The sequence below is a fragment of the Spirochaetia bacterium 38H-sp genome, assembly GCA_039023545.1.
GTDB classification, from domain to species: Bacteria; Spirochaetota; Spirochaetia; order Winmispirales; family Winmispiraceae; genus Rarispira; species Rarispira pelagica.
In genome coordinates, this window is sequence record JBCHKQ010000001.1 from 180,594 (window position 1) to 196,156 (window position 15,563).

At 41.1% G+C, this 15,563-nt stretch carries 14 protein-coding genes; 9 read left to right on the plus strand and 5 right to left on the minus strand.

The window, feature by feature from the left end; translation table 11 throughout:
- Positions 1-56 precede the first annotated feature (56 nt).
- From WKV44_00755 to WKV44_00770, 4 genes are read left to right on the plus strand one after another with little or no spacing between them, the layout of a single operon-like run.
- Positions 57-335, plus strand: a complete 279-nt coding sequence (locus WKV44_00755; GenBank protein ID MEM5947066.1) for a hypothetical protein — start codon at positions 57-59, stop codon at positions 333-335.
- Positions 332-1,546: an HDOD domain-containing protein gene (locus tag WKV44_00760; protein ID MEM5947067.1), complete on the plus strand. Its 1,215-nt coding sequence runs from the start codon at positions 332-334 to the stop codon at positions 1,544-1,546. The genes WKV44_00755 and WKV44_00760 overlap by 4 nt, the downstream gene beginning before the upstream one ends.
- A gap of 57 nt (positions 1,547-1,603) precedes the next feature.
- The gene (locus WKV44_00765; protein MEM5947068.1) at positions 1,604-1,837 is read left to right on the plus strand and encodes a glutaredoxin domain-containing protein; all 234 of its coding nucleotides are present in this window, start codon (positions 1,604-1,606) and stop codon (positions 1,835-1,837) included.
- Positions 1,837-2,250 (plus strand): OsmC family protein, encoded by a 414-nt coding sequence (locus tag WKV44_00770; GenBank protein ID MEM5947069.1) that lies wholly within the window; start codon positions 1,837-1,839, stop codon positions 2,248-2,250. Before WKV44_00765 ends, WKV44_00770 begins: the two co-directional genes overlap by 1 nt.
- Here the strand turns inward: WKV44_00770 and WKV44_00775 are convergent.
- From WKV44_00775 to rsmI, 4 genes are read right to left on the minus strand one after another with little or no spacing between them, the layout of a single operon-like run.
- Positions 2,243-3,046, minus strand: a complete 804-nt coding sequence (locus WKV44_00775; protein ID MEM5947070.1) for a TrmH family RNA methyltransferase — start codon at positions 3,044-3,046, stop codon at positions 2,243-2,245. The genes WKV44_00770 and WKV44_00775 overlap by 8 nt on opposite strands.
- The gene (locus WKV44_00780) at positions 3,047-4,171 is read right to left on the minus strand and encodes an iron-containing alcohol dehydrogenase (protein ID MEM5947071.1); all 1,125 of its coding nucleotides are present in this window, start codon (positions 4,169-4,171) and stop codon (positions 3,047-3,049) included.
- Positions 4,172-4,212: 41 nt separating this feature from the next.
- Complete coding sequence (locus tag WKV44_00785) at positions 4,213-4,500, minus strand: flagellar biosynthesis anti-sigma factor FlgM (protein MEM5947072.1); 288 nt, start codon at positions 4,498-4,500, stop codon at positions 4,213-4,215.
- A 46-nt stretch (positions 4,501-4,546) separates the two neighbouring features.
- A complete protein-coding gene (gene rsmI / locus WKV44_00790) occupies positions 4,547-5,227 on the minus strand; it encodes a 16S rRNA (cytidine(1402)-2'-O)-methyltransferase (GenBank protein MEM5947073.1) in 681 nt (226 codons plus the stop codon).
- A gap of 62 nt (positions 5,228-5,289) precedes the next feature.
- Here rsmI and WKV44_00795 point away from each other — a divergent pair, with 62 nt between their 5' ends.
- The 3 genes from WKV44_00795 (at position 5,290) to aspS (ending at position 8,568) form a co-directional block, all read left to right on the plus strand.
- Complete coding sequence (locus WKV44_00795; protein MEM5947074.1) at positions 5,290-5,700, plus strand: hypothetical protein; 411 nt, start codon at positions 5,290-5,292, stop codon at positions 5,698-5,700.
- 1 nt (position 5,701) lies between these two features.
- A complete protein-coding gene (locus WKV44_00800) occupies positions 5,702-6,571 on the plus strand; it encodes a cation diffusion facilitator family transporter (GenBank protein MEM5947075.1) in 870 nt (289 codons plus the stop codon).
- 206 nt (positions 6,572-6,777) lie between these two features.
- The gene (gene aspS / locus WKV44_00805) at positions 6,778-8,568 is read left to right on the plus strand and encodes an aspartate--tRNA ligase (protein ID MEM5947076.1); all 1,791 of its coding nucleotides are present in this window, start codon (positions 6,778-6,780) and stop codon (positions 8,566-8,568) included.
- A gap of 155 nt (positions 8,569-8,723) precedes the next feature.
- Here the strand turns inward: aspS and WKV44_00810 are convergent, their stop codons facing one another.
- Positions 8,724-9,434, minus strand: a complete 711-nt coding sequence (locus WKV44_00810; GenBank protein MEM5947077.1) for an RNA methyltransferase — start codon at positions 9,432-9,434, stop codon at positions 8,724-8,726.
- Between the two features lie 108 nt (positions 9,435-9,542).
- On the opposite strand from WKV44_00810, the gene WKV44_00815 reads away from it, so the two are divergent.
- Together WKV44_00815 and WKV44_00820 are read left to right on the plus strand one after the other, a co-directional pair.
- On the plus strand, positions 9,543-10,565 hold the full coding sequence (locus WKV44_00815; protein MEM5947078.1) for a LysM domain-containing protein: 1,023 nt from the start codon (positions 9,543-9,545) through the stop codon (positions 10,563-10,565).
- A 165-nt stretch (positions 10,566-10,730) separates the two neighbouring features.
- On the plus strand, positions 10,731-15,539 hold the full coding sequence (locus WKV44_00820) for an Ig-like domain-containing protein (GenBank protein ID MEM5947079.1): 4,809 nt from the start codon (positions 10,731-10,733) through the stop codon (positions 15,537-15,539).
- The last annotated feature ends 24 nt before the right edge of the window (positions 15,540-15,563 follow it).

Sequence of the window (15,563 nt, forward strand, 5' to 3'; positions counted from 1 at the left end):
GACATAGGCTGTTTTAGCCTTAATACTTAAAAAGTACATGGAAGGAGTTCTATGATATGAAACAAGTTCTCGATGCACAAAAAGTGATTCAGGCAATACGTCACAATATACCGGTAAACATAAAGACCTATACCCTCCCTCCAGAGATAGAGGCTCAGATAGAGCAGATTCTGGAGATATATCTCAAGGACATAGGACAAATCAAGGTAAAGGATCCTCTTGTTTACAGCCTCAAGGAACTCACTGCTAATGCTCAGAAAGCAAATGCAAAGAGAGCTTTTTTAGCGAGAGAAAGCTCAATCTGGAAGACCCAGATGACTACGAAGAAGGAATGAGGGTCTTCAAGGAGGAGATATCTCAAGATCCCAAGAAATATTTTAACATGTTTAAGGATATGGGCTTCTATATAAAAGTCTCATTTCATCTTAAAAACAATGTACTTACCATAAGCGTAAGCAATAATGCACCTCTTACCAGGAACGAGCAGGTAAGGATATTTGACCGCATTGCAAGAGCAAGATTATACGACTCGTTAGAAGAGGCATTGTCTTCCGTATACGATGATACGGAAGGAGCAGGACTGGGTATTGTCATAATAATACTCATGTTAAAAAAGCTGGGACTAGACGAGGATGCCTTTGATATAGACGTTGTCAACGGAGAAACCGTCGCCAGAATGATAATACCAATGGATGAAGTACATGCAGAACAGCTTGAAAAACTCTCCGATGAGATAGTAAAAGAGATAGAATCACTGCCAAAGTTCCCGGAAAATGTTCTTTTCTTGCAAAAGCTTATAGATAATCCCGACAGCACAATACAGGATATAGCAAGACAGATTTCCACAGATCCTTCTCTTACGGCAGATCTTCTCAAGGTAGTAAACTCTGCACAGTTTATGCTCCCCAAAAAAGTAGATAGCATACTGGAGGGAGTAAAGATTCTTGGACTGAGGGGACTTAAGAACCTGCTTTATACCTATGGTACACAGAAGATTCTTGGCCTGGGAACAGAAGAACAACAACAACTATGGAACCACTCCATGAGAACCGCATTTTACGCATATACATTGGCACAAAAAGTCCTCAGAAACAAAGACCTTCTGGATGACGCATATGTAGGAGGGATTCTCCATGATATGGGGAAAATAGTATTCTCTCACGTACATCCCAATCTGCTAGAAAGGATAGAGGGCTTTAGAAAAGCAAGAAACATACCCCAAAAACTGCTAGAAGATTTGTATGGTGGACTTAACCATGCAGAAATAGGTGCAAGACTTGCAGAAAAATGGAACTTTCCGGATACACTGATAGAAGCCATAAGATATCATCATACGCCGCACGAATGCAATCAGGATTATGAAAATGTTGTACAGCTGGTATATGTTGCAAATATTTTGGCAATGGCAGAAGACGGTAGAATAGACTTTGACCAAGCCGATCCTTCTGTACTTGCAAGGTTTGGGATGCCAAGTCAGGAAGCCTTTGACAGGGTCAGAAAGAATCTTAGAAAAGCCTTTGACAAAGAAATGCAAAAAGCAACTTGACCTCCTTGAATATAGTAATTAACTTATATTTGAAAAAACCAATATTAGGGAGGCCATATGAAAGTCATACTATACAGCACACCTACATGCAGTTATTGCAAGATGGCAAAGGACTATTTTAAAAAAAATAAGATACCATTTATAGAATATAATGTGGCTCAAGACATGAGGAGAGCGGAAGAAATGGTAAAGAAGTCCGGGCAAATGGGTGTCCCTGTTATAGATATCAATGGTAAAATAATCGTAGGATTTAACCTGCCAAAAATAGAGCAGGAACTCAGGAGAGCATAATGCAGATAGAAAGTAAAGCAGTATATCGATCTGAGATGGCATTTACTATGCTGGTAGACGGTCATGAGTTTACCGTGGATGCGGATGAGAAATTTGGCGGCAAGGATCTGGGCCCTAGACCCAAAAATCTTCTTTTATCTGCTCTTGCAGGCTGCACAGGCATGGATGTTGTGGCAATACTCAAGAAGATGCAAATGCCTTTTGATAGCTTTGAGATAGAGACATTGGCAGAACTTACAGAAGAGCACCCCAAGGTATTTAGTAAAATAAAGCTTATATATAGATTTACTGGAAAAGATCTGGATAAGAATAAAATAGAAAAAGCAATAAAACTCTCTCAGGAAAAATACTGCGGAGTTACTGCAATGCTAGAAAAAGCAGCAGAAATAACTTACGATATAAAGCTCAACTAGAAAGCAGGCTTTTTTTCCAAAAATACAGCACGATACCTGTTGCTACACTAACGTTTAAAGAACCTTTGAGACCAAGGAGCGGTACGGACACCCTTCCCGCTCCTTTTTTTTCTGCAAGTTCCAGAGCTTCCTGGCTAACACCCAGTTCTTCAGAACCTACAATCATAAGTCCTCTCTCTGGAAATACAAAATCATCAACCGGGGTTCCTCCTGTCTCTAGTGCAAAAACAGTATAATAAGAAACCAGCATTTTAAGCTCGCTTCTCTGCCATTTAATAATATGCTCAGAACCTCTTGCTGTCTTACGTGCTCTGTTGTTATCCAAAGATGGAGTTATTCCTCCCAAAAAGATGCGCTCTCCCCCCAAAGCTTCTGCTGTTCTAAATATGGAACCTACATTGTAAGGAGAACGTACATCTTCCAGATAAAGGGTTATAGGCAGTACAGTTCTTTCCTTGCCTGCACAGATTTCCTTCTCTACAAAAAAAGAATCCCAATCGGCAGTATATATACCCAGTTCCTCACCTACAGAAGAGGCAAGGTTCATAATAGCCCTCTTATAAGCCCTATCAGAGGGGGATGCTTGCCTCAAGACAACAAGAGTATCCAGTATTATAGCCCTAAGATTATCGTCCCAGTCTTTAACAGAAGAAGAAATATCCAGTATACTTCTTACGACAGAAGAGTAAATCACCCAATCAGACTCGGAAAGATAAAGCCACTGTTTACATAAACGCAAAAGTTTTCTTTTTTTTGCAGAAGAAGACAGAGAAGCAAACTTGCCTGGGGTTATCATTTACCAACTCCTGGCAGCAATATCCGTAAGAAGAGATTGGTCGCAGCCTGTGGAAGAAGCAAGAACAACAGCAGCTTCAAGCTGCTCGCGACTTATACCAAAGTCTCTTAGCCGTATGGCAAAACCCGCACGCTCAACAAGAGAAATAACAAAACGGGAAAGCTCAGAAGCTGCTATATCTTCATCCAAGCCTATCAGGCCAAGAGCTTCACATGCAGCACCAAGAGCCGAAAAACTTGAGTCGGAAACATTGAGAATAAAATTAGAAAAAAACACGGAGTTGGCCCATGACCTGGATATACCCGCAACAGAATACAAAGCAGAAGAAAGAACAGAGACAACAGGATAATAAGAGGAAAGAGCAAGAGAAGACAGTATCCCAGCATCCAGCTGGAAAGAACGCAAAGATTCAAGCTCATTTTCGGAATCCGTTATAATGCTTTTTTCGCATATTTTGCCTGCAATTCTAAGCGATTCCATTGCAAAAGCCCTATAAAAAGCAGAAAGTTCCGGCTCAAGAATAGCTGAAACACAGTCAGCAACAATAGAAATCATCATAGAAGCAGCTGTCTTATGAGGCATGCTCTGCAAAAAATAAGAATCAGCAATAACAATAGATGGAGAATCTGCAAGATTTACAAAACATGCGGAAGCATCTCCTGTTCTCAGGAAAACTCTGTCAGAAAAAAGATAAGGGACTCTAAAGGCAACAGGAATTTTTGCACAAGGTCTTCCTGGAGTATCCGGTTTGTTTCTCATCATAAGAGAAAGGCGTTCTTCTTTTCCGCAGGAAGAAGCTATTATGCTTGCAATCGTCAAGGCATTACTGCCTCCAAGACCAACAAGTATGTCTGATCTGGATGCCCTGTAGACTTCTACCATTCTTATTATATCTTCATAATCGTTTTTATAGGAAATATCAGAAAAGATAATAGAATCTATACCTGCTGTTTTTAAAAGCTGAGAAACCCTACTGTGATAACCAAAATCATCATAAATAAGGTCAGAAACAATAAAAGCACGCCTTCCATGTTCTTTTGCCCATGGAATAAAAGACCTTATACTGTCAAGACCCCAGGCAAGTACAGGAAGCTCTATGTGGGAATACGTCACAACAGTCCTCACAAGAAAACAAAGATAGCTCTAACAAAGAAGGAAAGAAAAGCTTACTCTATACCAAAGACATCAAGGATACGGTCAGCTACAACATCTATAACAGTATCATCTATGTAGGAAGGGTCTTCCAGTTTCTTTTTTACCTCTTCCACCCTATCCATTCTTATATCTGGTGTCGCTTTTACTGTCTCAACAGCCTTGTGAAACTCAGCCCTTCTTACAGCTTCTTGCGATATACTTACACTATCTCCTTCAGACTTCTTAACAACTCGTTCTGTCTTCTGAGTCTTGAGATATTTGTTAATAGGGTCTATAGGTCCTGTACGATCTATTGTCATAACCTCTTCCTTTCACTCCAAGTATCGACACCATTACTCATATATTTTACTTCTTTTTCTTTGTAAAAACAAGTAAAGAAAACTCCCCACGCACAGAATTGTCCTTTTTTAGCAACTCTGCAAGCTCCCCGGCTTTTCCCCTAAGTACTTCTTCGTGCATCTTGGTAAGTTCACGTCCTATAACAAGCTCCCGTACTGGATCAAGCTCTGCAAGCTCTTCTAGCATGGCGATAATCCTATGCGGAGACTCATACAAAACAAAAGCCTCCCCTCTCTCCAAAAGCTCAGCAAGCCTCTTTTTTCTTTTACCCTTCTTAGGACTCAAAAAGCCCTCAAACCAGAATCCCCTGCCAGTAAGCCCCGATACACTCACAAGAGCAGCCAAAGCAGAAGGACCCGGCACGGGAAGAACTGTAAAGCCCTCGGTAACAACGGCAGATACAAGAACAGAACCTGGATCGCTTATTGCCGGTGTTCCCGCATCGCTTATATATGCGACATCTCCACCAGAACGTAGAACATCCAGAACCCTCTCAATAGCTCTATCAGGACTGTGGCTGTGAAAGCTAGAAAAAGGCGTATCAATACCGTAATGACTAAAGAGCTTTCTACTGTGTCTCGTATCCTCACAGGTTATAAGCTTTACCTCTTTTAAAATCCTTACAGCCCGGTAAGTAATATCCTCAAGATTACCTATGGGTGTTGCAACCATGTAAAGAGTAGCCACACATCCTCCAGAAAAAATTTGTTTTATGGTAAAAAAGTATTTATCATAGTATATTCCCTTATATGGATATTGTCATCCTGATAATGCTTGCATCCTTTCTCTCTGTAGCAATACTTATGAGCATAATAAAGGCAAAAGATATCCTTAAAAATAAAAAAAATAGAGTAACTCGGTCTGGGAATTCTTTTTCTAGATGCCCTGTATGCCGTTCTCCACTTGCACAAGGAGAAAGGGTAAAGTCTCAGGTGTTCTCGGGAGGTAAGAGCAGCAATCAGATGGGTATAATAGAAAGCATTGCACATATACAGGGCTGTCCACACTGCTATCCTGTACCAAGAGAAGAAAGGAGTTGCCCTGTATGTAAGCAGAGCATTTTGCCAACAGATTATCTTATAGGCAGAATGTTTGATAACAAAAAAACAGGTAAAAAGCATCTTAGAATACTGGGGTGTAACAGATGCAGGGAGAGATAGAATGAAGGATATGGTAAAAAGAGCCGGCAATATCTCAGTGTCCGGAAATATAATACTTTTTGCTGCAAAACTTGTGGCAGGCATAGCAACAGGCAGCCTAGCAATAGTAGCCGATGCATGGCATACACTTTCGGATAGCATATCCTCCGTCATATTACTTGTAGGAAACAAAAAGGCAAAAAAACCGGCAGACCATGAGCACCCCTTTGGCCATGGCAGAGCAGAACTTGTAAGCTCTGTTATGATAGGTACAATACTGGGAATGGTTGCAATTGACTTTACAATGGAAGCGATAAAAAAACTATTTTCTCCTCATGCTCCCAGATATAGTATCACAGCCATAGCAATAATTGCAGTCTCCATTCTGGCCAAAGAGCTTATGGCACAGTATGCCTTCTATGCGGCAAGGAAAACAGGCAGTGCAGCAGTAAAAGCAGACGGCTGGCATCACAGAAGCGATGCTTTATCATCCCTGATACTTCTTGCAGGCATAATTCTGGCAGGCAGCATACCTTATGCAGACAGCATCCTGGCTCTAATAATATCCGCTCTCATAGCCCTAACGGCCTATCACATACTAAGAGACGCCATATCGCCTCTCATAGGAGAGTCTCCAGAAAGAGAAACAGAAAAAAACATCCAGGATATAGTGGATAAACACCAGGACAGCAAAGAAAAAATACACCATCTGCACATTCACAGATACGGAGACCATACCGAGGCTACGTTTCACATAGTTCTTGACGGGAAAACCAGCCTGGAAAACGCACACAAGACTGCAAGCGACATAGAAAAGGATATAAGAAAAGAGCTCAATATAGAGGCTACGATACACGTGGAGCCTTTTGACGATTGGCAGGACGAAAAATAATAATACCGAACGGACTTACCGCAGCTTTTGCTGCAGTTTTTTTATAGGCTGCGGTAAGTCCTGCCTTAGGCAAATGGTTGGAACAAGCGGCATCCACGTTTTATGCCGCCGGAGGCAGTGAGGGGATGCTCTGCATCCCCTCACGTTCGGTATAAAGTAAAAAAGGCTTTATTGCATGTCTGCTTTCTCTGTGTTAAAGTCGGGATATGAATACACATACACCATTTTCTAACTGGAAGAGAACTGCTACCTGCGGTGAGCTCAGAGCAAGTCATGCAGGCAGCACGGTAATTCTTAATGGCTGGGTACATAGATACCGTGACCACGGCGGAATACATTTTATCAATCTGCGTGACAGATACGGGATAACACAGGTTGTTGTGGACAATGATAGTCCCCAAGAGGCTCTTAAGATAGCAGAGGCTCTTAAGTCCGAGTATTGTATAGGAATAAAGGGTATAGTAAGAAAGCGGCCAGATAACATGATAAATCCTAGCATGGAGACAGGCGAGATAGAGGTGCATGCCAAAGAACTTGTGATTTTTTCTCCCTGCGAGGTTTTGCCTTTTACCATAGATGAGAAGACGGATGCAAGAGAAGATCTCAGGTTGGAGTACAGATATCTTGACCTTCGCTCTGTACGTATGCAGAGAAATATAGAATTGCGACATAAGGTTGCATGGCATGCAAGGGAATATCTTGTGAGCAGGGGCTTCTACGAGATTGAGACTCCAACTTTTATACGTTCCACGCCAGAGGGAGCTCGTGATTTCCTGGTACCATCCAGACTCCATAGAGGCAAGTTTTATGCTCTGCCGCAGTCACCACAGCTTTTTAAACAGCTGCTCATGGTTTCCGGATTTGATAAGTATTTTCAGATTGCACGGTGCTATAGGGATGAAGACGCAAGGGGTGACAGACAGCCTGAGTTTACTCAGATAGATATGGAGATGAGTTTTGTTGACCAGGACGATGTCCTCGCAGTAACAGAAGGGCTTATGGCTCACATCATGGGAAAAAGCATGGACGTGCAGCTCAAAACTCCGTTTCCGCGTATAAGCTATCATGAGGCAATGGAGAAATACGGCTCGGATAAGCCTGATTTGCGCTTTGGGCTAGAAATGCAGGATTTTGCCCCTTATGCGGAGAACTCCGATTTTGGCGTATTTAAGTCCGTGCTTTCTTCCGGCGGAGCGGTTAGAGCGCTGGTAGTTCCTGGCGGCGCAGCCTTTTCGCGCAAGGATATAGATGAGCTGGAAAAAGCTGCAAAGACCTATAAAGCAAAGGGACTTGCATGGTTTAAGCTTACAGAAGAGGGACTTGAGGGTGGTATCTCCAAGTTTTTTGCAGAGCAAAGAAATGCTATTATAAGCGGATTGGGAGCAAAGGCAGGAGATATTGTGTTAATGGTTGCGGACAAATGGCAGGTGTGCTGCACAGCTCTGGGAGCAGTAAGAAATGCAGTGGCAAAAAAACTGGAACTTATCCCAGAAGGTTCTTTTGCTTTCTGCTGGATAACTGATTTTCCGCTTTTTGAGTACAATGAGGACGAGGGACGATGGGAGGCTGCTCACCATATGTTTACCATGCCAAGAGAAGAGCATCTTGAGCTGCTTGAGAAAGATCCTGGAGCAGTAAGGGCTGCTGCATACGACCTAGTATGTAATGGCTACGAGCTTGCATCTGGCTCCATCAGGGTTCATGACCCTGCAATACAAAAGAGAATTTTTTCTGTTGTCGGATTCTCGGAGGAAGAGGCTGAGAAAAGATTTGGCTTTTTGCTCAAAGCTTTCCGCTACGGTCCTCCTCCTCATGGGGGCATAGCACCCGGCCTGGATAGACTTGTTATGATAATGGCCGGAGAAGACAGCATAAGAGATGTGATAGCATTCCCCAAGAACACCGTAGGAGCTTCCCCCATGGATGAGTCTCCGGCAGAGGTAGATAAAGCACAGCTTGATGAGTTGGGTATAATAATAAAAAAGGAAGAAGAATAGATAAAAAAGGCTGTCTATATGACAGCCTTTTTATTTTGCTCAAAAAAACATATAGATCAGAAACTTTAATTTTTACAATCTTTATTATAAACAATCATAAATATATTTTTGTATGATACTTAGTGCTGCAATTTAAAACATATTCCCAAACCACATTAAACATCTTCTGTACTTTTTATACGGGAAAGAATATGAGAAAACAGATTTTCTATTCTTACTGCAGCTTTTCTGTTGGCAGATGCCCTTGAAACTGCCTTTCTTACAATGAAATCCACTTTATCGTCTCCAAGCCCCTTATAATAACCAAGCTCACGTAAGACCTTTTTTACACTGATACTTGTTTTTTCTATCTGTTCATCAAGGCGTGGCTTCTGACTTTTTCTCATACTGTTAAAGCTTATTCTCATAAGCTCATACAGTACAAGCATCACAGCCTGTGCAAGGTTAAGTGAGGGATAATCGCTACTGGAGGGGATGGTGAGAATCATATCACAGAGCATGACTTCTTCTGCAAGCAGTCCGTTACGCTCTCTACCAAAAATAAAGCCCAACTTTCTAGCTTCTAGGCCCGTCAGGATGTTTCCCAGTTCGGGAAGATATACATCAGGCTGCCTATACTGTCCCTGTCTACGGGTAAGAGCAAAAGAAATATCACAATCTAGGAGTGCATCTTCCAGAGCAGAAACTATTATGGCATTCTCAAGTATGCCTCTTGCATGCAAAGCATACTTGAGAGAAGGAGAAGAAAGAATATCACAGGCAGGAGAAACCACATAAAGTTCTTTATGCCCCATATTAGCCATTGCTCTGGCTATCATGCCAAGATTCTCGGGTCCCTCAGGCTCTACAAGAATTATTCTTACCATAAACAGCCCCTGTATTTATTTCTAGTTTATATAAAATAAAATTATTATTTCTTTTTTTGAAGTGACAGGTTATTATATTTTGTATTATAATTACAGCAGGAAAAAGCCATGGCAAAAGAAATTATAGGAATAAAACTCGCTGACAACACCCTGTATCCCATACTGGAAACAGGTAAAAAGGCAAAAAAAAGGCTGGTACTTGAGCCTGCAAAACCAGAGCAAAGAGAAGTACATATAGATATATACTCGGCAAAAGAAGAGCCAACAGAACCTCAGAAGTATATAGGGACCATAACCATAGAACTGCCAGAAGAAGAGGAGGTAAAGGAAATTGAGCTTGTCATAGGCTTGGATGAGGAAGGACACCTTGAAGCAAGAGCAAGGGATTTGCATTCTGACAATCAACAGAGTCTTACAATAACCATTGCAGACAATATGCAGGAAGATAGTTTGAGTGACTTTTCCATGGTGGAGGACGAACCTTTTGACAGCTTAGAAAACGATTTTGACGAATTTCCTCAAGATTCCAACAAGGCAGAGGACTCAGAGCCATACGTCTGGGACGAACCAGAAGAAGAAAGTGATGAGTTTCAGGATAGCTGGTCAGAGACAAGCAGCAGAGAACAGGAGCTTCTACAGGAAGATTTTGCCAATATAAAAAAAGAAAAACAGGATGATAAGAGCTACGAATCTTCCCAATTTACAAGATATGGCAATCAGGAAAAAACAGAGAAAAAGAAAAACAGTCTGCCTGCAGTCATAATCGGTATAGTTATAGGAATAATTCTCGGTGCAATAGCATTGTTTATGCTCTATCCCATATTTAACCATAACAGTAAAGAAGCCATAAAAACAGAAGAGAGCAGTACCAAAGAACCCGTAAAAAGCATAGCGCCTAGTCCTATTCCAACTCCTACACAGACACCGGTTGCTGAGAACAAGCAGCAGGAAGAAAGCACAAGTATAATATACACTCCAGGATGGGGAGATACTTTGTGGGATTTGGCAAAATCTTTTTATGATAACCCCTGGCTGTATCCGGACATTGCCAAAGAAAACAACATAAAGAACCCTGACCTGATATATGCAGGTAAGCCTCTTAAGATACCCGGCATAAAAAAAGCAAAGTAATTATGCATAATGCATTGATAATAAAAATAACAATATCATAGAAAAAAAAGCAATGTAAATACATATAATAAAAGGATTTTTGTGGAAAGTTTTCGCAAACATTTTTTTAAAAGATGGCATGCTTATTGCATGTAAAATATAAAAAACTTTATGAAGGAGGTTCTGATGAAACCAGAACGTCTGTTGATCATCTTGTGTCTTCTTGTTGCTTTCCTTTTTCCCGCCTTTGCAGGTGGAGAAACAGAATGGCAGGAAGTGGACGGAAAAGAAAACTGGAAAAAGAGCATAGACATAAAAGAATCAAAACCAGGCACATACAACGTCATAATAAAAGGCACAGACTTTGCAGGAAACGAGTTTATAGAGGGACCCTATAATCTTGTTATAGACCCTGATTCTGACCTTGCCATAAGCAGAGTTATATCTCCGGCTAACAACCAAACGATACGCAACAACATAAATATTATAGGAATTGCGGTAGACGATGATGGTATATCCAGAGTAGAGGTAAAAATAGATGAGGGACCATACAGACAAGCAGAAGGTACGGATTACTGGAACATGTATGTGGATGCCACCACACTCAAAGATGGAGAACACACAATAACTGTAAGGGCAATAGATATCAACGGACTCCCCGGCACAGAGTATACAAGTACATTTCTTCTGGACACAGAACCTCCTCAAATGACAATAGACTCCCATAAAAATGGAGCTCTTGTAAGCAAAAAAATAGTAATCAAGGGAACAGTAAAAGATGCCAATCAGGTAAAAAGCCTTTCGGCCACATTTCCTTCTTATACGGTAAAGAAAAAAGATAAAGAAGAAACCATCCCAGAAACAACTCAAAACGTAAAAATAAAATACGACAAGAATGAGAATATATACTCATTCGAACTTCCCATAGAAACACAGAAACTTCCTGACGGCCCCATGGTTCTTTGGTTTAAGGCTACCGATATGACCGGTACAGAATCTGCAGTACCATTTCTCATATTCATAGATAACAAGGAGCCGGAAATAAGCATAATATCCCCGGAAGAAGAAAGCCCGGTATACGGTATGGTACAGATAACAGGAACAATCAACGATGCAATAGGCGTAAAACGCATGTGGTATACTTACAATAAAGAAGAAAAAGACATCCCTCTTACACCGGGAAACCCATACTGGACAATACAGTTTGATGTAAGTGAAGATACTACAGGTACAATAGAAACTATTATCTTTGCAGAAGATGTAAGCGGCAATATAACAAATAAAAAAATCAAACTCAAAAACGACAGAGAGGGGGCAAAACCTGCTATAACAATAATAACCCCACAAACAGAAGAAAAAACAGTTCCTGTCCTAACTAAATACGATGCAATTATAGGAATAACAGAGGGAATCAACCCTCAGGATAAGATAGTAGTGGAGGGACTGGGTGAAGGACCACAGGAGTTCCCTGCAAAATCGGGATTTTATATTCCTCTGTCCGGATTAAGCCCAGGTAAATACAACATAAATATCACAGCCGTTGACAGTCTTGGATTTGAAAGCAAACCTCTTAAGTACAGCTTTGAGATAAGTGCTGATAAGCCAATACTTATCCCAACAGAACTTGTCTATCAGGACACACAAGAGAGCCAAAGCTGGAACAACGGACTGCTTTATGATGCATCCAGAAAGGCTGTAATAAGAGGTACAATAAAATCGGAAACAAAGCCTTCCGGAGGAAAGCTTTATACAGGTGCAGACATATGGACAGCACTTCCTTCAGATTTATCAGCTCAGCCGGATATACCAAAGACAGCAAGCGAAAGCAGCCTGAAAATAAGTCCTACAGAGGAAGCAAACACCTATACTTTTGAAGCAAGCCTTCCTCAAAAAGCAGGAAATGGCAGTCTCCCTGCTATATTTGTAATCAATAATGCAGACAAAAGTATATCAGTTTTCCCCCAGATAATAAGTTATCAGGCTCCACCACCTGCAAAGGGTAAGGAGCAAATTCCTCCAGCCAAGCCCAATCAGCTTCTTATTCTAGACTATAGAATCAATAAAGGTAATATTCTTCTTACGGATAAGACACCGCTTGGCTTGTACTTCTCAGGAAATAGTATATCGGCAGTAAGCGTGGAACCACAGGAAGCAGAAAATCTGATATCTGTGAAGAAAATAGGAAATCATGTTCTGCTAACAGCAAAATCCAGCGGAGAAGTATCCGGATTTAGCATAATAGTCAAAGACAAAAGCGGTAAAGAATACAAAACACCCACATACAAATTAACAGTGGATTTGGGATTGCCCTCGTTTACAATAAGCTCACCTGTTGCAAATCTCTATACCAATCAGGAAATAATATTGTCAGGTACGGCTCAGGACGATCTGGCAGTAGCGTCGCTGCAATATCGTATAGATGGTCTCGGGAAGTGGAATAGTATAATACTAACCGACAACAGTTTTGAAACAACAATAAGCTCAAGTGCATTAAAACCGGGCGCACACATACTGGAAGTAAGGGCAATAGATAAAGCTGGCAATATATCTGTAAAAAGACAGTCTTTCTTCTTTGATGCTACAGCACCAAAAATTGCTTTTATAACTCCAAGAAGCCAGGATAAAATTAACGGAACAATAAGGGTAACAGGAATAGTGAGCTCAGAAAGTCCTATAGAATCCGTAACATATTCTACAGATGGAGGAGAGACCAAGCAAAATGTTTCTCTTTCAAACAATATGTTTACTCTTCTCATAGACTTTACAAGCCTTGCAAGAGAAGAGAAGATTCTTACGTTCACCACACAAGATAAGGCCGGTAACATCCAAGACATAGAACTTAAACCCAATATAGATTTTGCAAAAGACATTCCTGTTGTACAAATACAGACTCCGGAAGAGGCAAGCACTATAACAACGGATGTGACGGTATCTGGCATGGTATTTGATGATGACGGAATAGACAGAATATACTGGAGACTGGATGAAAATCAGTGGCAGGAGATACCTGCAGAACACAACTTTGCAATAAATCTGCCTATCTCAAGCCTAACAGATAACGAACATACAATTCAAATCTATGCAAAGGACATATTTGGTATAGAAAGCGAACCCGTTACAAGAACTATACGAGTAAGCCTCAAGGAACCTGAGGCAATACTAACCTCACCTACAGTTGATACTACTATCAAGGGCAGCATAGAACTCAAAGGAACCGCCTTTGATAACAATGGTATGGACTCTATACTATTGTCACTGGATAATGGAACCAGCTATAAGAAAGCAGAGCTAAACGTAGAAGGGACAGAATGGACATATCCTCTGGACACAACACTACTCAAAGATGGAACATATGCAATACAGATACTTGCACGTGATGCATACGGCATAGAAGCCAGCTACTCAGCACTTATAAATATTGATAACACCCCTCCTGAGCTTAACATAAGCTCACCAGAAGAAGCTGCAAATGCTGCAGGAAAACTAAAACTATCTGGCAGAGTATCTGACAACATAGACTTACAATCTTTTATTGCTGAGATAGAACCAATAAACAATGCAAAAGAAACAAAGACAATAGAACTTCCTACAGACAACATAATTAACCAAGAAATAGACCTGTCGAATCTTGAGCCAGGCTGGTATAATATAAGAATAACAGCACAAGATAAAGCAGGAAACACAAGCATAACAGATAGGAATCTAAATATAGTAGATCAACTCAACAATTCCTCTGTGAGAATATTATTTCCCGAGCCCGGCAGCACGGTACACGGACCTGTGACAGTATCCGGTATTGCTGTATCAAGTACTCCCGTAGAAAAAGCACAGCTCTATGTTGGAGACAGATTTATAGATGCCGTAACCGTTGATACACGAGGATATTTTAGCTACACAATAGATCCCAAAGTGCTTACGGACGGAGAAATAATTATAAAAGCAGCAATAGCCCAAGGAGACAATAATAAAACAGAAAGCAATCCGGTAAAAATAATGTACCAAAAGCTGGGACCATATATCAGCATAACAAGCCACAATATGGGAGCACTGCTTTCCAACAGACCATGGATAGAAGGAATAGCAGGTTACAACAGCAACCTTGATCCGGAAAATCCGGATGATAAGAAAAAACTCAAAGAACTGGAAGTTAAAAAACTGGAAGTAAGCCTAGACAACGGAAGAACCTTTACGGAAATAGCTGCAAGAGAAAACTGGAAATACAGAGTAGAAACAGGAATGCTTCAAAACGGACCTTTGCCAATAATAATAAAAGCAACATATAAAAATGGAGAAGTAGCAGTAGAAAGAACCCTCTTTATAGTCGATAAGATATATCCTGTTGTAAAGCTACTCAATCCGCAGGAAGGAAACTACCTTAACACAGAAGCAGAATTTATAGGAACAGCTGAAGACAACTTCGGTATAAAAGATATACAGATAAGCCTCAGAGAAGGTGACAAAGCAGGATATGAGATACCACAGTTTATACAAGGCATGTATCTAGACGCACACTTCCTTGGAATGACCTACTACAAAGTAGGACTGGGACTTACATTCTTTGACAACAACGTCAAGCTGCAGGCAAGTTATGGCATTGGCCCGCAGACAACAGAAGACGGCAAAAGCGCACGCTTATCTGGACAGTTTATAAGCGGCAAACTGCTAGCAAGCCTTTTCTACCTCCCCTTTGAGTCCATACTTGGCCCGGATTGGGACTGGCTATCTCTCAAGGTGGCCCTAGGCGCAGACTTTAGCTACATAATCCTGTACAACCCTATCACAGTAGAAAGTGCGACCGGCACCAATACAATAAACACCGTAGTACTAAGCGCCATAATCGGCCAGCTAGAATTCCCAATAGTAGAAGTAAAAGGCTTCCAGGCATTCCACACATATAGCCTGTACGCAGAACCGGAAGTATGGTTTATTCCATCCGATGTAGACCCCAAGATAGTACCCAAGATAACATTTGGACTCCACACAGTAATCTTCTAAAAAATAAAAAATACCGAACGAGGC